The sequence below is a fragment of the Cyanobacterium aponinum PCC 10605 genome (assembly GCF_000317675.1).
Taxonomy (GTDB): domain Bacteria; phylum Cyanobacteriota; class Cyanobacteriia; order Cyanobacteriales; family Cyanobacteriaceae; genus PCC-10605.
This window is the reverse complement of record NC_019776.1, coordinates 1914279-1938779: the sequence shown is the minus strand read 5'-3', so window position 1 is coordinate 1938779 and position 24501 is coordinate 1914279. Positions and strand designations below refer to the sequence as shown.

The following is a 24501-nucleotide window of genomic DNA, read 5'->3' as shown; positions in this document are numbered from 1 at the left end:
GTTGCAGGTGTTGGGGATAGGGGGATGAGGGGATGAGGGGAGAGGGGGAAACAAATAATAAATAAGTAATAAGTATTCGTGATTTTTCATTCTTAATTATTAATTTTTAATTATCAACTATTCACTATTCACTAATTGCCTTGTCTTAACTACTAATTCCTAATTTATTTCTAATATTTAATTGTTGATGATAAAAACATCTATTACCGTAACAGCGAAACAAATGCAGGAGATAGAGGAAAGAATATTCTCTGAGGGGATGCCTGTGGCTAGTTTAATGGAAAAGGCGGCGGTGTTTGCTAGTCAAAAAATTACCCAACTCTATCCCCTAAATCTTTATCAAAAAGTTGGTTTTATTATTGGTTGTGGTCATAATGGTGGTGATGGTTTAGTTATTGCAAGGGAATTATTTTTACAAGGGTTTCAGGTATCTCTATATATTCCCTTGAGAGAAAAATCAAAGGATTTGACTAAACAACATTTACAATACGCTGAATTTTTGGGTATTGCTTCTGTCGAATTTATTGAGGATTTATCCACTTGTGATTTTATTGTGGATTGTCTATTTGGTTTTGGCTTAACTCGTAATATTGAGGGCAAATTAAGGGAAGATATTATCTGGTTAAATCAACAATCCATACCAGTGGTTAGTATCGACATCCCTTCTGGCATTCACACTGATACAGGTAACGTTTTAGGCATAGCAGTAAAAGCAGTATATACTCTCTGTTTGGGTTTGTGGAAAGTTGGTTTATTTCTTTCTTCGGCGGTGGAATATACGGGGAGTTTGCATTTGATTGAGATAGGTATTCCTGAATCTTTGCTTATGGGTGAGGGAATCAGAAATGATGATGATGAAAGGGAAGAGAAAAACCCCCCTTTATACCCCCCAAATAGTGAGGAGAGAAAAAGAGAAAAGAATCAGACAGAAAATGTTAATTATAGTTTCCATTGTCAATATGTATCTGAGACAAATCCCCGTATCATTACTAAAGAAGATGTCAAAAATTGTTTACCCTTACCCCGTCACGTCAATACCCATAAATATAAACAGGGAAATTTACTTTTAATTTGCGGTTCAAATCAGTACGCAGGAGCGGCTTTATTAGCTGGTTATGGTGCAAAATGTGGGGGGAGCGGAATGATTACTTTTGCTGTGCCTCATGGGCTTAAAAAAACCCTTATATCGCATTTTCCTTGGGCTTTAGTAATTGGACTTCCAGTAAAAGAAGAAGGAACTATTATTTCTCTTCGTAATCTGGATTTAAACAAATATGATGCGATCGCATTTGGTATGGGAATAGGTAGAGAAGTTAGTGCATATCAAGAGCAAACATTAGCACCAATTTTAAATAGTGAAGTGCCTTTAATTATCGATGCAGATGGTTTAAACATTTTGGCGGAAGGGAGATATTGGCAGACAATTAAACAAAGAAAATCTCCAACCATTCTTACTCCTCATATAGGGGAATTTAAAAGACTATTTCCCCAACTCAATTTATCAGAAAATTCATTAGAAGTCTTAAAAATGGCTTCTAAAATGACTAATACAACTATTTTACTCAAAGGGGCAAAAACTTTAGTCAGCGAAAAGGGAATTAATAATTGGATTGTCAATTTAGGCACACCAGCCTTAGCGCGGGGAGGAAGTGGAGATGTATTAAGTGGTTTTTTAGGGGCAGTTATCGCCCAAACCAATTTCAACATTTTTCCTGTTTCCAAGGTAGTTGCTACTTGTGGTTGGTTACATCAGCAAGGAGGAATTTTAGCCGCTCAAAATCATACGGAAATGGGGGTTGATGGTGTTACTTTGAGTGAGTATATTAATAAGGCGGTTGTTAAGACGTTGGGGGATTAAGATAACCTCAGTTCGGTTTAAGAATATCCGATAAGGTTAGGTGTCAGGTTTCAGGTGTCAGGTTTCAGGTTTTAGAAGAAAGTAGTGAGTGTTCAGAGTTTTTAATTCTTAATTTTTAATTTTTAATTTTTAATTCTTAATTATCAACTATTCACCCCAACACTATTCCCTATTCCCTATTGCCTTTCTCTATCAAGCTCAAGTTATATTGATAATTTTAATTACCATAAACCCTACCTTTCCACTGCCCTCCTTTTCCTTGCCAATGTCTAAAAGCAGAATCAATAGTCATTAAAGTATATAAAAATGCGATCGCACTTAAGCAAAAGGAATAAAATATTGGTAACTGATAGAGTTTTACGGTGGGATAGTAGCTCAATGCCATCAATAATAAAGTTATTAGAGAGATAATCAGTAAGGGTATATTGAGAGTATATAAACTATACAAAAATGCGATCGGACTGATTAAATAAGTGATAAACATTCCCAAAATAGTACCTATTAACAACAAAGTCGAGTAATTTAATTGAGTAAAAGCCGTCCGTGCTACCATATTCCATATAGGGTTTAAGGTGGGGTATTTTCTTAAACTAACAGTATTGTTACTTAAACCCAACCAAATACCATGATTAGGGGGTAAACTTTTTTTCACTAAACTAGCTAGAGTACAATCATCAATTAATGCTTGTTTTAGTGCTTCAATGCCACCAATACGAGTTAGGGCTTTCTCTCTAATCAGGATGCAACCCCCCGCCGCCCCAGATACTTTACTACGAGGGTTATTAATTAGAGGAAAAGGATAGAGTTTTTGAAAGAAAAAAATAAAGGCAGGAATTAATAGCTTTTCCCAAAAACTTTGACAATGTAATTTAACCATCAAAGAAACTAAATCAAGGTTATCTTTTTCCGCTTTTGCTAATAGCTGACTTAAGTTATCTACCGAGTGTTTTATATCTGCATCAGTAAATAAAAAATAATCCGTTGACAAATTTTGTCTAGCCCATTCAACTCCCTGAGACATTGCCCATAATTTACCACTCCATCCTTGGGGTAATGGTTTACCATTAAGAATAATTAGTCGATGAGTTTGATTTTTTTTTCTGGCTAAATTTTCTGCTATTTGTGCAGTATTATCTTCACTTTGATCATTGACTAAAATAATTTTAAAATCTCCTTGATAATCTTGATTTAAAAGAGATTCTAAACAAATAGAGATATTTTCTGCTTCGTTTCTTGCAGGTATGATTATTGTTATATTTAGTTTTTCTTTTAATATTTGTGACTCTAAAAATTGATTACATAACCAAAAATTTCCCCTCGCTGTTATTAAGTAAATCCAAATAATTAGGGATAAGGTAGCAAAAATTATCATAAAGTGAATAGTTAATAGTTAATAGTTAATAGTTAATAGTTGATAATTACTCGTTACTCATTACTTTCTTCTAAAACCTGAAACCTGAAACCCTGTACGGGCGAATGGCCATTCGCCCCTACGTCTCCCTCTCCCCTCATCCCCTTATCCCTCAAACACCGTAAGGGTTGAATATATTCAACCCCTACCACCTGCAACCTGCAACCTGAAACCTTTTAATTATCAATAGCTTGAATAATTGCAGAATAGTCGCTGTCTGCTTCTCCATTTTCCACTGCTAGGGTAGTTATTTCTTTTATTCCTTCTAAAGTTGTTGTATTTAGATTAATAGTTTGTGCTGAGGCTAAAAATAAATTAATGTCTTTAAGTAAGTGCTTGGTAGGAAAGTTAGGATTACTAAAATTATGATCACACATTCTTTGTAGTTTTTTATCAAACGTGGGGGCATATAAAGCACTGTTACGGAGAATTTCCATAAAGGTTTCTACCTCAACACCTTGTTTTTGAATATAACTTAAACTTAGAGCAAAAGTACTGGTTAACCCTGCTATCATCTGATTTAGTGCCAGTTTAAGAGCCGCCGCACTGCCTATTTCACCGATGTAAAGAGGTTTGGGGGAAAAATGAGTTAAAAGTTCTTCCACTGCCCTAAATAGGCTTTTATCACCACCTACCATTAATAAAAGTTTTCCGCTTTTAACTTCAGGGATACTACCTAAAACAGGGGCTTCGAGATAGTCTCCCCCTTTTTCTTGAATTGTTACATATAACCCTTTACTTTCTCCGGGGGCAATGGTGCCCATTTGAATAATAGTTTTTCCCTCTAAGTCAACTCCAGAATCGAAAATAACTTCTTGGATAGCACCAATATCACTCAACATTAAAATAATAACATCTCCAAATGCGATCGCTTCATGAATATTGCTAGTAACGGGAATATTCTTTTCTTTAAGAGACTCTAATTTAGCTTGAGTGCGATTATAGGCTATGACGGGAATTTGAGCTTGTGCTAACCTTAAAATCATCGGATACCCCATCAACCCCATGCCTAATACGGCTACCTTTGTCATACTCTCTCCTTTACTTGAAATCTCAGCGAACATTATATCATCTCAGTTCGGGATAAAATTTATTGGTTAGAAAAGAGGTTTTTTAACTACATCTTTCAATATATTCCACTTCTGGTAATTTACCAACTCTGTAACTGGTTACAACTTTTCCGTCAGTTTCAAAAATTAGTCGGTAGTTTTTATCTTCTTCATCTTGGGGTATAAAAGTGAGATAATGTCCTTTGGGATTGTATGGATGGGCAGATACTTTGATTTTATCTCCATAAATTGATTTAATTTTTGTTTCACTATCTCCAATTTTTGCTCCAGAGATAGTAGTGACTTTGGGGTTATTTATATCAATTCTGGCAATGGTATCACTGGTAATATATTTTTGTTTACTTTTTTGTTCATCTTTTGTTACCATGAATGATACATCTTTTAATTCTCCTTCTGTTTGTAAGTAGTAACAACTATCACTTCCTGCATAGGCAAGATATAATTTTGTCTTTGTTGCCATTGCCGCTTCGGGCAGATTCATTCCTACTTTTATCGAGTCAATACTATTAATACTCACTTTCGACTCAATGGTTAATTGTGACTGGGCTTGAACAATCAATACAGTTAAAATCGATAGCAAAAAACTAAGAATACCAATAGATAAGATTTTTGTTTTGTTACTCATTTTTAATAATTTCAAGGCTATGCTTTAGTTCAAAATGATTTAAAATTACTGTAGTTAAAACCCCTTTTATTCAACAAATACAAATGTCTGAAATTAATCCCGAAATTGGCATTATTATGGGTAGTGATTCTGATTTACCTACCATGAAAGGTGCGATCGCAGTTTGTGAACAGTTTAACATTAAATATGAAGTTGCGATCGTTTCTGCCCATCGTACCCCAGAAAAAATGGTAAAGTATGCTCAAAACGCCCATAAAAGAGGAATAAAAGTAATTATTGCAGGGGCAGGGGGGGCCGCCCATCTTCCCGGAATGGTTGCCTCTCTTACGCCTTTACCAGTGGTAGGAGTGCCAGTAACCACGAGACAGTTACAAGGTGTTGACTCTTTATATTCCATTGTGCAAATGCCTAGGGGAATTCCTGTGGCTACTGTTGCCATCGGAAATGCGGAAAATGCAGGTTTATTGGCAATTAGGATTTTAGCCTCCCAACAACCCGATTTACTAGAGAAAGTGCTTAAATATAGTAATAATTTGCGACAAATGGTAGAAGATAAACAAACTCAATTAGATAAAATCGGTTATGAAAAATATTTAGAATCGATGAAACCAGAGTTCGGAGTTAAGCCTTAAATATATTGATAAAAATAATAGATAAACTGATTTTATATCTTTTTTTCTAAGTTTAACAGTTTTAGTTTTTATCGGTACAAAGAGAGTTAATTATCGCTCTCAATGCTTTATTCCACAAGGTTTTTTATTTTTCATTCTCCCCAAAATCTTAACACCACCCAATCTCCCATTACCCATAATCAATGATGAGGGAAAGATAAATTAACACCATGCCAGAAGATAGAGAAAATCAAGATAAAGAAATTAAAGAAAATCAACCTATAACCTTTCAAACTCACTTTACAGGAATCATGGAAATGTATAGTGACTCAGAAACAGTTTGTAACTATCTTAATGATCATCGAGGGTGGTTTGTGCGTTGTGCTGAACCGATGAAAGCAATTCCCTATGGTGAAAATGGTTATACTCTAATTATCGGACACTATGGTGCATTTGGCTATAATGTTGAACCGCAAATGAGTGTTATTTTAGAGCCTCCCATAGAAAATCACTACACTATGTATTCTATCTCTAATCCCGAATTTAATCATTCTGGTTATCAAGTTAATTATCGTTCAGAGATGACGATTAATCCCATCCCCATCACATCGGCGGCAAAAGGGATAGAAAAAGCCTATCATCGTCATAAAATCAGCCCTCCTGAAATTATTACCTGCATTAATTGGTGTTTAGATTTATTTGTTACTGTCTCTTTTCCCCCTTTTATTTACAAACTACCAATGTCAGTAATTTATGATACAGGCGATCGCCTCTTGAGACAGATAGTTAAACAAGTATCACCAAGATTAAGTTATAAAGTACAAAAAGACTTTCATAGTCGCTTTAATTTGCCAATTCCCCCTGCTAACGCAAGAACTTGTCAACCATTACAAACACCAGATAAAGTAGAAATAATAAATAATTTAAAATAAAAGATTAAAAATTTTACCTACAATCTGATACCGACTAATTATTAACTCTTAACTACTTACTATAAAAATGAAATCAATCAAGGATAATTGGTGGCAAAAAATAACCTTAGCAACAGAAAAAGCAATTCAATTAGATGCTTTACATTCTATTCCTAATCATTACCAAATTTTTGAAGATAATAATATTCCTTTTATTATTAGAGTTGTTGATAATCTAAATCGTAAGGACAAAGCGAAAAAAGAGCAAAATAAAGTACAAAAAAAAGACCCTAATTTTAATCCTTTTTTACCCTACGAAGAAAATTTATTTATAGGGAATATTAGTGATACTCATTTAGCAATTTTGAACAAATATAATGTTGTTGATAATCACTGCTTAATTATTACCCGTGATTTTGAGTCTCAAAATGACATTCTCAACTTTCATGATTTTTATGCTCTTTGGACTCTTTTAAAACAAATTAAGGGATTAGGTTTTTATAATTGTGGTAAATTATCTGGTGCTTCTCAACCTCATAAACATTTACAATTAATTCCTGAAATTTTTACTAATAATATAAGCAATATACCTATTAATAAAGTACTCTTAGAAAAAAAAGAATTTAATAAAAAAGTTACCTTAGATACTTTTCCCTATGAACACAGAATTATGTATTTTTCATCTGAAGTTTTAACGAAAAGTGTAGAATACATTGCCGAACTAACAACAGAATATTATCGACAAATTCTCAGGGATTTAGGAATAGAAATAAAAGATAATCAACCGTCAAAAGATTATAATTTACTAATTACTCAGGACTGGATAAAAGTAGTTCCTAGAAGCCAAGAAAAATACGAATCAATTTCTGTTAATTCATTAGGTTTTGCTGGAGCTTTATTAGTAAGAAATCAAGAACAATTAGAGAAAATTAAACAAGATAAACCTTTAAATATATTGGCAAAAGTCGGATTTTAAAACCGGAATTCCGAATTTTCTTTTATCAAACCTAAAGGAAGAATTTAGGCTTTATTACTTAGAGTATTTGAATTATTAGTTTAGATAGGGAAAAGGGAAAAGGCAAAAGTGTTTAATTAACCTCCCCCTCTCTCCTCATCCCCTAATACCCCAAAACCTGCAAGGGGCAAACCTGACACCTACCTTTATGATAATTTCATAACTCAAATAGGATTGCTATAGTTTATGCCCCTTCTCTTAATTTATCTAAGACGCCACGATCTTCTAAAGTAGAAGTATCCCCTGCAATCTCTTGCCCAGAGGCTAGACTACGCAATAATCTGCGCATAATTTTCCCTGAACGAGTCTTTGGCATTCCATCCGTAAATCTGATTTCTCCCGGACGTGCGATCGCACCTATTTCTTGGACGACATGGGCTTTAAGCTCATTTGCTAACTCATCACTGGGAGTAAAACCACCTTCAAGGGTAATAAAAGCAAAGATTTCCTCCCCTTTAATATCATCAGGTTTACCGACAACCGCCGCCTCTGCTACCGCAGGATGAGATACTAAAGCTGATTCCACTTCCATTGTGCCTAAACGGTGTCCAGAAACATTGATTACATCGTCAACACGACCCATTACCCAAAAATAACCATCTTCATCCCGTCTCGCACCATCTCCAGCAAAATAGAGATACTGTCCATCTTTCGGGGCGATATGTTCCCAATAAGTATTACGGAAGCGATCGGGATCTCCATATACTGTTCTCATCATACCGGGCCAAGGATGCTTAATCACCAAATAACCGCCCTCATTATCACCCACAGGATTCCCATCTAAATCCACCACATCGGCAATGATACCGGGGAAAGGATGGGTAGCTGAACCCGGTTTAGTAGGAGTCGCACCGGGGAGAGGAGTAATCATAACGCCCCCTGTTTCCGTTTGCCACCAAGTATCCACAATGGGACATTTTTCTTTCCCGATTACCTTATGATACCACATCCATGCTTCTGGGTTAATGGGTTCGCCCACTGTACCTAAAAGCCTTAAAGAAGACAAGTCACGGGCGTTGGGGTGATGTTCTCCCATTTTGATAAACGCACGGATAGCAGTGGGAGCGGTATAGAAAATATTTACTCCATATTTCTCGATTATATCCCAGAAACAACCAAGGTTAGAAGGACGAGGTACACCTTCATACATGACGCTGGTAGCACCATTGGAAAGAGGCCCATAAACGATATAACTGTGACCTGTAATCCAACCCACATCAGCAGTACACCAGTAAACATCCTCATCTTTGAGGTCAAAAATCCATTTGCTAGTCATGTGAGAGTAAAGGTTATACCCCCCTGTGGTGTGAACTACCCCCTTCGGTTTGCCCGTGCTACCACTGGTATAGAGAATAAATAGCATATCCTCACTATCCATCATTTCGGGTTCACAATGGGCAGAAACACCTGCTTGTAAGTCATGCCACCAATGATCTCTACCTGCTTCCATGGGTACTTTTTCTTTGGTACGTTCTACCACCAACACATTTTCTACGCTAGGGGTATGGTTATCAGCAATGGCTAAGTCAACCTGCTCTTTTAAAGCAACTACTTTATCTTTACGGAAACCACCGTCAGCAGTTACCACTAATTTTGCTTGAGCGGCGTTAATTCTATCCCTGAGAGCTTCGGCACTAAATCCCCCAAATACCACACTATGCACCGCCCCAATTCTGGCACAGGCTAACATGGCGATCGCAGCTTCGGGAATCATGGGCATATAAATAGCAACAACATCCCCTTTTTTCACTCCTAATTGCTTCATCACGTTGGCGCATTGACACACTTCCCGATGAAGTTGAGCATAAGTTAAAGTACGACTGTCACCTGGTTCTCCTTCCCAGATAATGGCGGCTTTATTGCGTCTTGGGGTGGTTAAATGGCGATCGAGGCAGTTATAAGAAATATTTATTTTTCCATTCACGAACCACTTAGCAAAGGGAGGATTAGTCCAATCGAGAACCTGATCCCACTTTTGAAACCAATCTAGTTCTTGCTCTGCTAATTCTTCCCAGAATTTAATGGGGTCTTGAGCCGCCCGATTATATAATTCTTGATATTGCTCCCAACTTTTTATACAAGCTCTTTCTGAAAATTGCGATGAAGGGGCAAAGGTACGTTTTTCTTTAAGTATCGATTCAATAGTTGGTTGAGACATAGATAAACTTTTCTTATCTTTAAAATGCAGATTAAAATTTCAACTTAACTCATTTTGGAGTCATAAACTATTAATTTTTGTAGCTTTTTTCCATATAAATTCTCTTGATCATTTATTGTATTCCGAAAATAAAAGATGCGATCGCTGGAAGTGTATGTGCAAAACAAGATATGATTAAAAGATTGAAAGAAAATTCCGTTAGAATAATTAAAGTTTATAAAAATAAGTTTCTAGTACTTCAAGAACTATATATAAAAATTATTTATTTTTTGTTATACATAATCTATGTTTACAAATTTAACAGTTAAAAACTTCCGTTGTTTCCAAAATTTAACTTTAAACAATATATCAAGATTAAATCTAATTGGGGGGATGAATAATGTAGGTAAAACATCCTTATTAGAAGCAATATTCCTTTTATTAGGTGCAAATATTCCTGATTTATCACTCAGAATTAATATGTTTAGGGGTATTGAACAATTCACAAATAATTATGAAACAATGTGGGGATGGCTATTTAATAATAAAAAGATAGATAATATTATTGAATTGATTGCAAAAAATAAAAATGAAACTAAACCTGAAATTTTAACAATTAACTTAAGTTCAGAAAATTTCTCTTTATCTCCACAGCAAAATATGCAAGATAAACCGAAATCACTTAGCTCATTAACGACAGAATTAATTCCAAATAAACTCAATTTAACTTACAAAAAAGGTGATTTAAAAGTAGACTCCAGCTTAATGGTTACTCCGGACGGCTTAATAACTGGAAAAAGAGAACCTATTTATTTAAAACCAGGAATTTTTATTTCCTCCAAACTTCGCTCCAATAGAGAAGATACAGAAAGATTTAGTAATTTGGAAAAGAAAAAGCGTCAAGATAAAATAGTTAATATCCTACAGTTATTAGAACCTAGATTGGAGCGTTTAGCAGTTTTGATTGAAGGAGGTTTGCCTATGATTGCAGGAGATATTGGAATAGGAGAATTAATCCCAATTGCTTACATGGGTGAAGGAATTTCCCGCTTACTATCGATAATATTAGCTATAGCTACAACAGAAAATGGAGTAGTTTTAATTGACGAAATTGAAAATGGGTTACATTATTCGAAAATAACTGATATATGGAAAGGAATAGATTTAATTTCTCGTCAAACTAATACCCAAATATTTGCTACTACCCACAGTTTTGAATGTATAACATCAGCCCACCAAGCATTTAATAATGATAGTAATTACGATTTTACTTACCATCGATTAGAAAGAGTTAATGATTTTATTCAAGTATTTTCTTATGATAAAGAAACAATTAATACCTCTGTTGAAATGAATTTTGAAATGAGATAATGTCCCAAGAAATTAAACAAATTAATAAACCAAAATTATTAATTGGAGAAGGTAAAGATGAAATTAGATTCTTTCAAAGTTTTCTTAAATATTTAAACATTTGTGACATGATGGTAGAGTCTTACAATGGCAAGGATAACTTATATTCTTATCTAAAAACATTAGTATTGAGACCAAATTTTTCTCAATTGGTTTCTATTGGAATTACTAGAGATGCTGATAATAAACCCATTGAGGATCTTTTTAAGAGTATTTGCTCTGCACTAAAAAGAGCAAATTTATCAAATCCGAATAATTTATCAAAATCAAGCAAAGGAACACCGAAAATTAATATATTTATTCTGCCAGATAATCAAAATTCGGGAATGCTAGAAACTTTATGCTTAAAATCATTAAAGAATGATATATCAATGAATTGTGTTGATAAATATTTTGATTGTATAAGACAAAAATCAGATATTTTCCCCAAAAACATAGACAAAGCTAAAATTCACGCTTGGTTAGCAAGTAGAGAAATTCCAGATAAACGATTAGCCGAAGCATCTGAAGTAGGTTACTTTGATTTTAATAACTCAGCTTTTGATAATTTAAAGGAATTCATCATATCCCTTTAATTAACTTGAAATTACATGAATTATCGCATTATAGTAGCGCCAAATCATTTGTATAAAAAAATGCTATCAAAAAAGCATAAGCAATAGTGTTAGTATCTGAAACTTTTTTTTGTAAAAATTTATTTTTTAAGTAGAATTTATAATTGTGGTTCTTCTACAATGGTTATGATAAATTAAGAGAAACAGGACTTCTATAACTTTTATTGAATAGTGTTTATAGTTAAGAGAAAAACTAAAAGTTTATAAATTATTATTTAATAATCGCCTATTGCCTATTACCTACCCTAACTAATAATTTACACGACGAGAAGTGATAGAGCCATAATTGTTATATAACTAAACTCTACAATGGAAAAGTAAACATTAATCAGGATAATAAATTCACCCGATGAAGAAAATACATATTGCTTTATCCACCCATAATTTAAAAGAAAGTATTGAAGAATATAGTAAACGTTTATCAGCATCACCAATTATAATTATTGAGAATGAATATGCCTTGTGGAAAACAGAAACTGTTAATTTCTCTGTAAGACAAGACAAAAGCGTAAAACAGGGAAGTTTAAGACATTTAGGCTGGGAAGATTCCGAAGCAACAACATTTAGTCAAGAAATAGATGTAAATGGTATTGTTTGGGAAAATTTTAATGAGCAAAACCAATTACAAGAAATAGAAAATCTATGGCATTAAAACAATTTTTTTATTCCTAAAAATCTCTTTTTTCTAAAAACAATAAAGTTGCTTACCAAGGTCAAATGACTTATCCTAATCCAGAGCAAATATATCCTTTAACTAATTATAGTCGTCTTTGTTTCTTAAAAAATATCGTTAAAAATCCAAATATCATTGTTGGTGATTTTACTTACTACGATGATTTTGAAAATCCTTTAAATTTTGAAAAAAACGTATTATATCACTTTGATTTTATTGGTGATAAATTAATTATCGGTAAATTTTGTGCTATTGCTAGTAATGTTAAATTTATTATGAACGGAGCAAATCATCCTTTGAATAATTTCACCACCTATCCTTTCGCTATTTTCGGTAATGGATGGGAAGATAAAATGTCAGTGGAAGCAACATCAAAAGGAGATACTATCATTGGAAATGATGTGTGGCTAGGTTACAATACAACGATTATGCCCGGTGTGAAAATTGGGGATGGTGTCATTGTAGCGACTAATTCGATGGTAACAAAAGACATTCCTGCTTATCATATTGTTGGCGGTAATCCTGCTCAAATTATTAGAAAACGTTTTGATGATGAAATAATCAATTTTTTATTAGAATTAAAATGGTGGGATTGGACTTTGGAAAAAATCACAAAATATATTCCCGTATTATGCAGTAATAATATTCAAGAACTAAAAAAAATTGTAGAGGAATAATTTTCCCAAAAATACATTATTTTTGTAAGACAATCATTATACTTTTTGCAAAAGTCAGTATAAAGATATATTATTCTTGATTAATCTTAAATAGAATTATATTTAATTTCTTTTTTGACGAGTCATAATAAATTAGGCTCTCACACAGTCGTTATAATAAATTAGCGGAAGATGGCTTCTATAACGTTTATTGAATGATATTTATAGCAAAATAAAAGCTAAAAGTTTAGAAATTATTATGTAAACTAGAAATATAAAAGCAGTGATAGATTCTCTTGATAACAATCTTCATGCTTGTGCTTATGAATCATGAAACTCGTATAAATAGTATCATTATTGATTATTGTCCTTTTGTCATTTCTCCTGAGACTTCCTTTGTTGATGTCTTAAAAAAGTTGTTAATGGGTCATGATTTTTTAATTGTTGCTAATAACTCATTTCCTCTCGGTTATATTTCTCCTCATATCATTATCAAAATTGTGGCAGAGAATATTAATCTTTATTCTCTTAGGGCTAAAAATTTTTGTCAATCTTTTCCTTATATTTCCATTGATAATCTTCCTGATGTTTTTACCATTGCAAATAATCTTTATCTAAATAAATATCAACTTTATGGATGTTTAAATGAGCAAGGTTTTTTAAAAGGAATTATTACTCCTCATAGTATATGTCAATATTTTAATACTGAATATATTTATCAAAAAATTTCTGTTAATGAAGTTATAAAGCCCAATTTAAAAATTGTTCATCCTCATCAATCATTAATTAATATAATCAATATTTTAAATGAAGATTCGTCTAATGATGGACTTATTATAGAAAAGGATTCAAGGTGTGAAATTTTTAGCTATCGTACTATTTTAAAAACTATTTTAGAACCTGATTGGAAAGTCAAAAAGGTTAAAGATTTAGAGTCTGAAGATTTATCTTGTTTTATTAGTACCGAAAAAATAAGTATTATTAGTAACTTAGTTATCAATGATTCTCTCTTATTAGTAAGTAATAATTTTCAAGGGAAATCGAGTAATTATAATTGTGATTTAGTTGATAATTTACCATCAGAAGATGTTAAAAATTTTTCTTGTGGAGTTTGTAGTCGTCTTTTTTTAGTAACTCCTAAACGGTTATTAAAAGTGCTAACTCCTTCTTGGCAATTTCAATATTTAAAACGGAAACAACAGGAAATAGATACTGTCAAAACTGCTTTTAAAATAGAACAAAAACAGGTTGAGCAGGAAAAAATTCTTTCTCAACTTAGTTATCGTATTCGTAAATCTCTACAATTAGACACTATTTTACATAGTACTGTTAATGAGGTTAGACAATTTTTAGATTGCGATCGCGTCATTGTTTATCAACTTTATCCTGATGGGGATGGAGTGATTATTGCGGAGTCTGTCGTCGAAGGAGTAATGTCTATTCATGGGCGGGTAGTACAAGATCACTGTTTTGCTAAGGATTTTATTCAACCCTATCTCAATGGTAGAATTCAGGCAGTTGATGACGTTTTTGAGGGAAATTTATCACCTTGTCACCTAGATTTGCTCTTAGGCATTCAAATACGGGCGAATTTAGTTGTACCAATTATCTATCATGATGGTTTATGGGGCTTACTAGCCGCTCAAAATTGTCGTCAAACCCGACACTGGCTAGAAGAAGAAATCGTCTTACTGCAAAAATTGGGATCTCAGGTAGCTATTGCCATTCAACAGTCAGAATATGCTCAAAAAGCCCTAGAAATTGCTAAATATCAAACTGCGATCGCATCTTTAGGCAATACGGCTTTACTGAATAATGATATTCAAACCCTGATTAATGACACCGTAGAAATTGTTAGCGACACCTTGAAAGTAGAATATTGCGATATTTTGGAATTACAGGCTAATCAAGCCTCATTTTTAGTCAAAGCAGGAAAAGGATGGTCATCAGACTGGATTGGAAGCGCACAAGTAGGCTCATCTCCCCGTTGGATGCCGGGCTATACCCTGAAGGTAATGCAACCAGTAATTACGGATGATTTATTAGTAGAAACCCGTTTTAGTCCATCCCCTTTTTTACATAATACAGGAATTTTAAGTGGTGCGACAGTGAATATTGGTGGAGAAGATAATTATTTTGGCGTGATAGGAGTTTATAGTAAAATACCCCGTAAATTTACCAGAGAAGAAATTAATTTTTTGCAAACAATTTCTAATGTTTTAGCTACTGCTATTGATAAAAATAGAACTCAAATGCAGTTAGATTACTTTTTTAATCTTTCTTTAGATATGTTTTGTATTACGGGAGTTGATGGTTCTTTTAAAAGGATTAATTCTAGTTTTTTAACTACATTAGGCTATGAAGAAAAAGAAATTATTAAAGGCAATATTCTATCTTTTATCCATCCTGATGATTTAGAGATTACTAAAGCCGAATTAGAAAAATTAAGTAGGGGTTTTAAAAGTGTTAATTTTGAAAATCGTTGGCTAACAAAAGACGGGCAGTATCGTTGGTTAGCTTGGAAAAGTTTACCCTATGAAGAGGGCTTAATTTATGCGGTGGCTAGAGATATAACTCTTGCCAAACAAGCAGAGTCTCAACTTCGCAGTCTCAACGAAGAATTGGAAATTAGAGTTAGGGATCGCACGGAAGAATTAGAACAAACTACCACAAGATTAAGAACTTTTGTTCAAACTGCGGGGACAATTTTAGTCGTCTTAAATCAAGAGTATCGCATTGTGGAATGGAATGAAGAAGCGGAAAAAATCTTTGGATGGCAAAGAGACTCTGTATTAGGGGAAGATTACTTTTTACTTTTTGTTGCCCCTAGTAATCGAGAAGATTTAAAAGATATATTCAATAAAACCCTTAATCAAGGGCAAGTGCAGAGAAACTTAGAAACAAAAATACTAACAGCCGATGGTAGTGAAAGAACATTATTATGGAATATTAACCGTTTTACAGATAATCATGGGCAAGGTATTGGTATTATCGCCTGTGGGCAAGACATCGAAGAAGTTAGACTCGCACAACTAAGATGGAAATTAAGTGAGGAAAGATTCCGCAGTATTTTTAATCAAGCCGCCGTTGGTATTGTGCAAGTTAGTTTACCGGGTAAATTAGTCTTAGCTAATGATAAGTTTATTCAACTATTAGGATTTGATCGCAACGATTTAGTGGATGTGGATTTTCATTCTTTGATTCATCCCGATGATGTTTCTGCCACCCTCACAGATTTATCCTATCTTTTAAATGCTAATCAAGCCACTTTCGAGAGAGAAGTGCGTATTCGTTGTAATAGTAACAGTCATGATTGTTTTCTCTGGATTAACTTAAATATGTCAGTGGTGTGGGTTGCCGTTGAACCATCTTACTTTATTGCTGTAATCAATGATATTAGCGATCGCAAAAAAGCAGAGGAATCCTTACAGGAAAGTGAAGCCCGTTTAAATAGTGTGTTAAGTTCACTACAAGATGTGGTTTGGTCAATGTCTTTACCAGACCTAAAATTAAGATATATAAACCCTGCTTGTCAGATACTATACGGTTATTCTCCTGCAGACATATTAGCAAATCGGGGGATTCTCTTAGAAATGGTTATACCCGAATATCATCAAGAAGTAGAGTCAACATGGAAAAATATCATGGAAAACTATCATCTCGGAGTCTTACAAAATCAAAAAGAGATGAATTGGGAAATTGAGTATAAAATTCAATTATCAAATGGGCTTCATCGTTGGATAAGAGAGCGATCGCATATTGTATATGATAAATATGGTAGAGCAGTAAGCATTGATGGTATTTCCACCGATGTCACCGAAAGACATGAAGCGGAAGAAAAACTGTTTAAATCCTTACAAGAAAAAGAAATTCTCCTCAAAGAAATTCACCATCGAGTTAAAAATAATCTTTATGTCATTTCCGGTTTATTAAATCTGCAATCTAGCTATATAGAAGATGAACAAGTAAGGAGTTTGTTCGATGATAGCCAAAACCGCATTCAAACCATGGCAGTTATCCATGAGCAATTATATCAATCCGATGACCTATCACAAATTAACTTTGCCGACTATATCAATCGCCTCGTTTCCAATCTTTTCCTTTCCTATAACCATTATCATACAGGTATAAAACCCGTTACTTATTTACAAGAATGTCGTCTAAATATTGAAACAGCTATCCCCGCAGGATTATTAATCAATGAATTAGTAACCAATGCTTTTAAACACGCTTTTCCCACAGGAGAAGGAGAAGTAACCATTAACTTAATTGCCAAAGAAGAAGACATAGAATTAGAAGTCAAAGATAATGGTATTGGCTTACCTGATAATTTAAACATTGAGCAAACAAACTCATTAGGTTTACGCCTTGTCAGACTTTTAGCTCAACAATTAGATGCAGAAATAGTAGTCGAAAGCGAAAAAAATCAGGGTAGTTGTTTCCGTCTTTGCTTCAAACCTTGATTCGAATGGAGATTAAACTAGAGGAACGTATTTTGATACATTATCTATATCTACTCGAAATAATAGAAAATATTTTTATTGATTATGTTGCGAAAAATTCCCCTAGCATTAGTTGGTTTAACGGTTGGTTCAATTCTCACTGTCATAGGTTTTGTTGCTTATGGCACAGGAAACTCTACCCTTAATTTAGCCGGTTTCTTTTATGGTATTCCCCTCTTGTTAGGAGGATTAGCATTAAAAGCCGCCGAATTAAAGCCGATTCCCTTCTTGAAAGAGACTACCCCCGAAGTTTTAGCTTTAAGAAAAGAAAAAGCTACTGCCACTCAAAATCAATTGAGATTAGATGTTACTCGCTATCGTTACGGACAAGAAGCCCATTTAGATGAAGCCTTACAACGTTTAGGTTTAAGCCCTACGGATGATGAAAGACCCATTTTGACAAAAATTCAAGAAGATAAAATCGATAATCATTATGCTTTGATTTTGTATTTTGACTCACCCTTAATTAAGCTAGAAACTTGGCAGGAAAAACAGGAAAAAATTACGAAGTTTTTTGGCCCCGGAATTGAGGCAAAAATTTCTCTAGCAGGGGAAAATGAAATTGAATTAGCCTTAATAACAAGTTCATAGCCTACTTTTACCTCAGTTCGGTTTAAGAATAATATCAGATAAGGGTAGGTGTCAGGTTGCAGGTTGCAGGTGGTAGGGGTTAAGGCAATTTTATCTTTATTTCTGAGAAGAAGCTATAAGGTTTTCCGACTACGAGTTGGTCTGCTTTCAGCTTATCCAACACTCATTAATCATTACTTATTTCCCCTTAACACCACCCCATTCTTAACCCCGAACTCTCCTAATTAACGCTCCACCAACCAAAACCCGGACCGATAAAACGAATGGTAATCCAAGTAAAAGCTAAGAGTCCAATACCAATCCAAGCTCCACGGGTGGTTAATTTATAAGCATCTTCGGCTTGTTTTTTGGTGAGGGGTAGCCAAGGATAAAGTTTTTCTTCTTTACCGTAATCATCCCCTAAGTTTTCTTTTCTACGTTTTGATTCTCCCATGATAGTTTCCCTAATCTAGTTAATAAAATGAAAATTAATTATTGATAACCCAATTGACAAGGGTACGCACAGCAAAGCCTGTACCACCTTCATTATTGACAGCGTTGGGTTTATCTGTCCAAACTGGTCCTGCTATATCTAAATGAGCCCAAGGAGTGTCTTTGACGAACTGTTGCAAGAATAGAGCGGCGGTGATTGAGCCTCCTGCACGAGTACCAGTATTTTTCATGTCGGCAATAGGAGATTTCATCTGTTCAAAATATTTACTTTCCATGGGCATTTGCCAGAATTTTTCTCCTCCTGCTTCGGCGGCAATTTTTAACTCGTTGGCTAATTTATCTTCCGTTGTCCATAATCCTGCTATATCGTTACCTAAAGCAACGATACAAGCCCCTGTTAATGTGGCTAAGTCAACCATCGCATCAGCACCTAATTTGTCGGCATAAACAAGAGCATCTGCAAGGGTTAAACGCCCTTCTGCATCGGTGTTGTTAACTTCGATGGTTTTCCCATTGGAGGCAGTTAAGATGTCTCCGGGGTGCATAGCCTTACCGCTAATCATATTTTCGGTGACTGCACTGATAAAGTGTACTTCTACTTCTGGTTTTAAAAGTGCGATCGCTTTTGCCGCCCCAAAAGTAGCCGCCGCACCGCCCATATCCATTTTCATGGTTTCGATGCCACTACCACTAACTTTGAGGTTTAAACCACCAGAGTCAAAGGTTAAACCTTTACCGACAATGGCTAGTTTTCGTTTTGCTGTGCCTTGGGGTTTATAGACGAGGTGAATAAATTTAGGGGGCAAATCAGAGGCTTTAGCCACTCCTAAAAATGCCCCCATGCCTAATTTTTCGCAGTCTGCTTGTTCGAGAATTGTTAATTCTAAATTATGCTCTGAGGCTAAATTTTGCACCATTTCCGCCATGGTAACAGGATTGATGTCGTTGGCGGGAGAGTTGACTAATTCTCTGGCTAAAATTACCCCAGAAGCAATATTTTGGGCTTTAGTGATTGCTGATTCACTGGCGAATAATCCCAGTAATTCAACGGTATCGAGATTGATTTTACTTTCTTCTGGCTCGGATTTAAAACGATTGTCTTGATGAGAAGCGAGAATTATACCTTCGCTGATAACTTGAGCTAGAATTTCGTCTTCATAATTATCACAATTAATTGCTACACCTAATTTTGCTACTTTTCCTTGCTTGGCAATACGGGCTATATTTCCTCCTGCCTGACGGAAAGTATCTAGGTTGACATCTTCTGGTTTTCCTAAACCAATGATGATAATTTTTTTGATGGCACTATCTCCCCCTACACGTGCGATCGCACTTACTCCTTCTTTGCCTGTAAATTCTGTTTCAGCGATTAACTCGCTAATGGTATTTCCTAATTTTTGATCTAACTGATTTAATTCTTCTGTTAGACTGAGGTTGTCATCAGCGAAAAAACTTAGTGCTAAAGCTGAACCACTCCAATCTAATTTGTTAATATTGCTGATTTTTATATCCATTATGTTCTGAGGAAATATTTTGGTTTTATCTTATTTTTAATTTTTACCATAAATCTGCGGGTTTTAGGTCTCCTGCCCTTTAGTGCATCAGTGTGTTATTATTTTTTTTAGAGGAAAGGTAATCAACCTCTTAAAAAACCTCGAATCTAGCAGATTCATTGAACCTTGAAAACTAGCGATATAGGGTTCTTGAGAGGAATGCTTCTCAAGGTAAAATCTCTAAGCAGTAAGCACAGAGAAACCAAAGATTAAGTGTTTTTCTCGGTAGGGTAGGGCATACCCGAACCGACTCGCTCTATGGGTCATACGCTTGGGGAGATAAGCCCCTCTGGGTTAATTTAAGCAATTAAGTTAATTTAAGGGCTGTCGGTGAACCAAGAATCCTTGCACCTTCAGGTCAAGGAGTGTCAATACTTCTAAAGATTATATAGCAATCCTATCATTTCCCTAAGTCCTAGATATTTCGTCACTTTGGAGCAAAAGACAAGGGGCAAACCCCCCTTTTTCCCCCTCGAGAGGGGGGAAGGCAAAGGTAAATAGTTGATAATTTAAGAATTAAGAATCAAAAACTCTGAACTCTGAATTTCACTTAACCTGCTTCAATTAAACATTATTACGAAACAAATAAATCAGAAAAATTAGCGATAAACCTGATAGTCAAAATCGGGAAAAATATTATCCATTATTTCTAGCTTTAATAACCAATCTCCGTTAATATCCCCGTTTTTGATCTCTTCGTAAAGTCGGTTAAATCTCAATAAATGATTTTTTGTCCTTTTGACGGCATAATCTACCATTGTGCCTGTGTGCATAATAAATGCCCAATCCGATGATTGTGCTAGTAATAATTCTCTTCCTGCTTGGTTTAATGCTCTTAATTCTAATTCGCTCTCTGGATTGCGTTGGGCTAACTCAGTCATTTTTTCAATGGCTTTGTGAAGATGCGGATAAATCCAACTATTACTTTCATTTAACCAAAATTCATGGTATCCCTTATAACCCCAACTAGATTGAGCGGGGGTTGCCACTTGTTGGGTGGGGTGATTTTGTAAATATTCCCCCAAAGTAGTCATCACAATGGTTTCTTGATCAAACCATATTTTGCGACATAAAAAATCAAGAAATTGTGGACCTTCATACCACCAATGTCCGTATAATTCAGCATCATAGGGAGAAACAACAATTGGCTCTCTACCCATCACCCCTGCTAGGTGCTTCACCTGTTGAATTCGGTTAAACAAAAAATTTCCAGCGTGTTCTGCGGCTTTTTCTTTTGCCCAATATGGGTCATAAAGACCTTTTTCTGAAAGACTACAGGTGCGATCGGTAATTTTGTAGTATTTAATGCCTACATTTTTTCTTTGACCATTGGGCATAATATAAGGTTTAATATATTCGTAATCAGCTTCCCATCCTAAATCTTTATAAAATTCTCGATAGACAGGGTCACCCGGATAACCGATTTCTGAAGACCAAACCTGTTGGGATGACTCAGAATCCCGCCCGAATACCGCAACACCTCTAGGGGTAAAAATAGGGGCATAAGTACCAAAACGAGGTACAGGATTTCCATGAATTAAACCATGTCCATCAGTGATAAAATATCTTAATCCTGCTGAGGCTAAAATATCCTCTAAGCCTTGATAGTAAGCACATTCAGGCAACCATATCCCCTTGGGAAACTGTCCAAAATTGTCATGATAATGGTCACAGGCTACCTCAATTTGAGCTTTAACCGCATTGGGATACATTTTCATTAATGGTAAATAACCATGAGTAGCCCCACAAGTCACAATGTCGAGATTATTGCTGTCTTGAAAAGTTTTAAAAGCTGAGACTAAATCCCTTTCTGACTCATTCCATATTTGTCGAATCTGAGCAAATTCTTGTTCATAATATTCAGCTAAATACTTGAGGTGTCCATTATTTTGATTGCTGATAACTTCTTTTAGAATTAATTGCTCTAATTTTTGGAGATATTGATCATAACGATGTTGTAAGAGTTCATCTTTTAACATAGACACAAGAGTCGGTGTTAGACTCATGGTGATTTTGAATTCTACTCCATCTTTTTTTAAGTCTCTAAAAACTCTTAGTATGGGAATATAAGTTTCCGTAATTGCTTCATATAGCCACTCTTCTTCTAATACATAGTCACTTTCTGGATGACGAACGAAGGGTAAATGTGCGTGTAATACTAGGGCGAGATAGCCAAGAGCCATAATTTATGTTAATAACTGTTCTTTGGTTATGATGATTAGTGTACAGTTTTTTCAGAGAATAAGGAGAAGATTTTTAGCTGATAAAAGAAGGACATAAATGACTTAAAGTACATTCTGGACAACGAGGTTTACGAGCATTACAAACGGCTCTACCATGATAAATAATACTAATAGAAAAATTTTCCCACTCTGCTTGGGGTAATAACTTCATCAAATCTTTTTCAATTTGTATCGGGTTAGAATGCTTAGTTAAACCTAGACGATTACTAAGCCTTTTTACATGGGTATCTACCGTTACTCCTTCAATAATACCGAAGGCATGAGCTAATACTACATTAGCGGTTTTACGGGCAACTCCGGCAAGGGTTAATAATTCTGTCATAGTTTGAGGTACTTTCCCATCAAAATCATTAACAATTCTGATACAGGCATTCTGAATATTTTTAGCCTTGTTGCGATAAAAACCCGTGGAGCGAATTAAATTCTCTATTTCTTCTCTATCGGCTTGGGCAAAACTTTGGGCATCAGGAAAACGTTTGAATAAAGCCGGTGTAACTTTATTTACTCTCTCATCGGTGCATTGTGCTGACAAAATTGTCGCAACTAATAACTGTAGGGGAGTATCATAGTTCAGGCTACAAGTAGCGGTAGGATAAAGTTGTTTGAGTATATTTAAAATTTCGATCGCTTTTTTCTTCTTACTAATTCTCATTTTCTGAACTTTGTACTCGTTCCTATTAGGGACTTTATGTCTTTATTTATTATACTTAGGGGTTGTGCAAAATATATTTTGATTATCAAATTCGATCGCATCTTGGACTAATACCGTAATATTTTTTAAAAGCCTTAGAAAAAGAAGGTAAACTGGCATAACCACACATCATTGCTACATCGGTTATTTTTATTTTTTTATCTCTTAATAAACTGTGAGCATATTCCATTCTTTGACGGTGTAAATAATTAAAAATTGTTGTATTAAATAATTTTTTAAAACCTGATTTTAATTTACATTCATTGATACATAATTGTCGAGATAATTCTTTTAAACTAGGAGGATTTTGTAAGTTTTTTTTCATAATATTTTTTACTTCTTGCAAAGCAATAATATCTTTTCTACTAAGAGAAGAAATTTGATTAAATCCTATTTTATTGTTTTTTCCTAACCATAAAGCCAGTAATTCTAAAGCCTTACTTTCTAAATAAAAGTTTCTGGTAAATCCCTGATAAGGACAATTTACAATCTGATTTAAAGCACTATTCATATTAATATTATTTTCCCCCTGACGATAACAAGGAGGCACATTTTTACCCGTAATTAATAACTGTAATTCTGAGGGTAAAGTGTCTAAAGAATCTTCACACATTTCTCTTAAAGTTGACAAAGAAATTCCGACTCTAACTTTTAAGATGCGATCGCCTTTTTGCCAATATTCCGTTTCCTGTCGAGACTCCCAAAACTCAATATAATTTTTTCCTGCCGTTTCTGAAACATAATCTGTTACCCCATGATAAATAGTTTTAACATTGCCAGAAACCACAAAATTAATTACAAAATGCTCATCATTTTTCTGATCATATTGACTGGTTAACATCACATCTTCATACATATGATAATCAGAAATTTCTAAATATAAATCACGACGTAAAGGGATATATTTTTCCTCAGAATATCCTAACAAACCTTTTTCACGCCAAACTTCTTCTTTTTCTCCTGAAAAAGTAGTGAAAGATTCTGATTCCTGTTGCCAATAATTACTCCAATTAACTGTTGAAAGTGCGATCATTGTTATCTTATAAAGACGTTATAATAAGTCTTTTTTTATCAAATTATTTAGTATATATCATTAAATGATACCCTGAATTATACTTTAATCTTAAATAGAATTTTTTTAATGAATATAGTTAAATCATTGTTATTTTTCCTAATTACGGGATTAGCAGAAATCGGAGGAGGTTATTTAGTTTGGCTGTGGTTGAGGGAAGGAAAAAGTTTTAAGTATGCTATTGTTGGCTGGTTAATCTTAATGTTATATGGCGTTTTGCCCACTTTTCAACCCACTAATTTCGGTAGAGTTTACAGTGCCTATGGTGGTGCTTTTGTTTTCTTTTCTTTATTATGGGGCTGGAAAATAGATAAAATTCCCCCAGATGCTTATGATTGGTTAGGAGTTGTTATTATTCTTTTGGGGGCAAGTATTATGATGTATGCCCCCTAGCCCCCCTTCAAAAGGGGGGAACAAGTGCAAAGA

At 34.5% G+C, this 24501-nt stretch carries 20 protein-coding genes; 11 read left to right on the top strand and 9 right to left on the bottom strand.

Features of this window, described 5'->3' with window-relative positions; all coding sequences use genetic code 11:
- Positions 1-187 precede the first annotated feature (187 nt).
- Entirely contained in the window at positions 188-1858 is a 1671-nt protein-coding gene (locus CYAN10605_RS08050) for a bifunctional ADP-dependent NAD(P)H-hydrate dehydratase/NAD(P)H-hydrate epimerase (RefSeq protein WP_015219443.1), read from the top strand.
- A gap of 217 nt (positions 1859-2075) precedes the next feature.
- Here the strand turns inward: CYAN10605_RS08050 and CYAN10605_RS08045 are convergent, their stop codons facing one another.
- From CYAN10605_RS08045 to CYAN10605_RS08035, 3 genes are all read right to left on the bottom strand, one after another.
- Positions 2076-3230, bottom strand: coding sequence for a glycosyltransferase (locus tag CYAN10605_RS08045; RefSeq protein WP_015219442.1), 1155 nt, complete (start codon positions 3228-3230; stop codon positions 2076-2078).
- A 215-nt stretch (positions 3231-3445) separates the two neighbouring features.
- Positions 3446-4300 carry an NAD(P)-dependent oxidoreductase gene (locus tag CYAN10605_RS08040; RefSeq protein WP_041922741.1) on the bottom strand — a complete coding sequence of 285 codons (855 nt, stop codon included), beginning with the start codon at positions 4298-4300 and terminating at the stop codon, positions 3446-3448.
- An 82-nt stretch (positions 4301-4382) separates the two neighbouring features.
- Entirely contained in the window at positions 4383-4964 is a 582-nt protein-coding gene (locus tag CYAN10605_RS08035; RefSeq protein ID WP_015219440.1) for a hypothetical protein, read from the bottom strand.
- A gap of 83 nt (positions 4965-5047) precedes the next feature.
- On the opposite strand from CYAN10605_RS08035, the gene purE reads away from it, so the two are divergent.
- The 3 genes from purE (at position 5048) to CYAN10605_RS08020 (ending at position 7462) form a co-directional block, all read left to right on the top strand.
- The gene (gene purE / locus CYAN10605_RS08030) at positions 5048-5596 is read left to right on the top strand and encodes a 5-(carboxyamino)imidazole ribonucleotide mutase (protein WP_015219439.1); all 549 of its coding nucleotides are present in this window, start codon (positions 5048-5050) and stop codon (positions 5594-5596) included.
- A gap of 209 nt (positions 5597-5805) precedes the next feature.
- On the top strand, positions 5806-6507 hold the full coding sequence (locus CYAN10605_RS08025) for a DUF1997 domain-containing protein (protein WP_015219438.1): 702 nt from the start codon (positions 5806-5808) through the stop codon (positions 6505-6507).
- Between the two features lie 67 nt (positions 6508-6574).
- Positions 6575-7462 carry an ATP adenylyltransferase family protein gene (locus tag CYAN10605_RS08020; RefSeq protein WP_015219437.1) on the top strand — a complete coding sequence of 296 codons (888 nt, stop codon included), beginning with the start codon at positions 6575-6577 and terminating at the stop codon, positions 7460-7462.
- Between the two features lie 223 nt (positions 7463-7685).
- Here the strand turns inward: CYAN10605_RS08020 and acs are convergent, their stop codons facing one another.
- A complete protein-coding gene (gene acs / locus CYAN10605_RS08015; RefSeq protein ID WP_015219436.1) occupies positions 7686-9659 on the bottom strand; it encodes an acetate--CoA ligase in 1974 nt (657 codons plus the stop codon).
- 285 nt (positions 9660-9944) lie between these two features.
- Here acs and CYAN10605_RS08005 point away from each other — a divergent pair, with 285 nt between their 5' ends.
- The 6 genes from CYAN10605_RS08005 to CYAN10605_RS07980 all read left to right on the top strand — a co-directional run bounded on the left by CYAN10605_RS08005 (position 9945) and on the right by CYAN10605_RS07980 (position 18084).
- Positions 9945-11009 (top strand): AAA family ATPase, encoded by a 1065-nt coding sequence (locus CYAN10605_RS08005; protein ID WP_015219435.1) that lies wholly within the window; start codon positions 9945-9947, stop codon positions 11007-11009.
- Positions 11009-11623, top strand: a complete 615-nt coding sequence (locus CYAN10605_RS08000) for a DUF3226 domain-containing protein (RefSeq protein WP_015219434.1) — start codon at positions 11009-11011, stop codon at positions 11621-11623. The genes CYAN10605_RS08005 and CYAN10605_RS08000 overlap by 1 nt, the downstream gene beginning before the upstream one ends.
- A 388-nt stretch (positions 11624-12011) precedes the next feature.
- Positions 12012-12314: a VOC family protein gene (locus CYAN10605_RS07995; RefSeq protein ID WP_015219433.1), complete on the top strand. Its 303-nt coding sequence runs from the start codon at positions 12012-12014 to the stop codon at positions 12312-12314.
- A 65-nt stretch (positions 12315-12379) separates the two neighbouring features.
- Complete coding sequence (locus tag CYAN10605_RS07990) at positions 12380-13012, top strand: CatB-related O-acetyltransferase (protein ID WP_015219432.1); 633 nt, start codon at positions 12380-12382, stop codon at positions 13010-13012.
- 302 nt (positions 13013-13314) lie between these two features.
- Entirely contained in the window at positions 13315-17454 is a 4140-nt protein-coding gene (locus CYAN10605_RS07985; protein ID WP_241212810.1) for a PAS domain S-box protein, read from the top strand.
- Between the two features lie 84 nt (positions 17455-17538).
- Entirely contained in the window at positions 17539-18084 is a 546-nt protein-coding gene (locus CYAN10605_RS07980; RefSeq protein WP_015219430.1) for a DUF2854 domain-containing protein, read from the top strand.
- A 220-nt stretch (positions 18085-18304) separates the two neighbouring features.
- Here the strand turns inward: CYAN10605_RS07980 and CYAN10605_RS07975 are convergent, their stop codons facing one another.
- From CYAN10605_RS07975 to CYAN10605_RS07955, 5 genes are all read right to left on the bottom strand, one after another.
- Positions 18305-18517 (bottom strand): DUF2839 domain-containing protein, encoded by a 213-nt coding sequence (locus CYAN10605_RS07975; protein WP_015219429.1) that lies wholly within the window; start codon positions 18515-18517, stop codon positions 18305-18307.
- Between the two features lie 34 nt (positions 18518-18551).
- The gene (locus CYAN10605_RS07970) at positions 18552-20030 is read right to left on the bottom strand and encodes a leucyl aminopeptidase (protein WP_015219428.1); all 1479 of its coding nucleotides are present in this window, start codon (positions 20028-20030) and stop codon (positions 18552-18554) included.
- Between the two features lie 638 nt (positions 20031-20668).
- Positions 20669-22252, bottom strand: a complete 1584-nt coding sequence (locus tag CYAN10605_RS07965) for a glycoside hydrolase family 57 protein (RefSeq protein ID WP_015219427.1) — start codon at positions 22250-22252, stop codon at positions 20669-20671.
- Positions 22253-22325: 73 nt separating this feature from the next.
- Positions 22326-22964, bottom strand: a complete 639-nt coding sequence (gene nth / locus CYAN10605_RS07960) for an endonuclease III (protein WP_015219426.1) — start codon at positions 22962-22964, stop codon at positions 22326-22328.
- Positions 22965-23049: 85 nt separating this feature from the next.
- Positions 23050-24036: a helix-turn-helix transcriptional regulator gene (locus CYAN10605_RS07955; RefSeq protein ID WP_015219425.1), complete on the bottom strand. Its 987-nt coding sequence runs from the start codon at positions 24034-24036 to the stop codon at positions 23050-23052.
- A 108-nt stretch (positions 24037-24144) separates the two neighbouring features.
- Between CYAN10605_RS07955 and CYAN10605_RS07950 the strand changes: the two genes are divergently transcribed.
- Complete coding sequence (locus CYAN10605_RS07950; protein WP_015219424.1) at positions 24145-24468, top strand: YnfA family protein; 324 nt, start codon at positions 24145-24147, stop codon at positions 24466-24468.
- Positions 24469-24501: the final 33 nt, after the last annotated feature.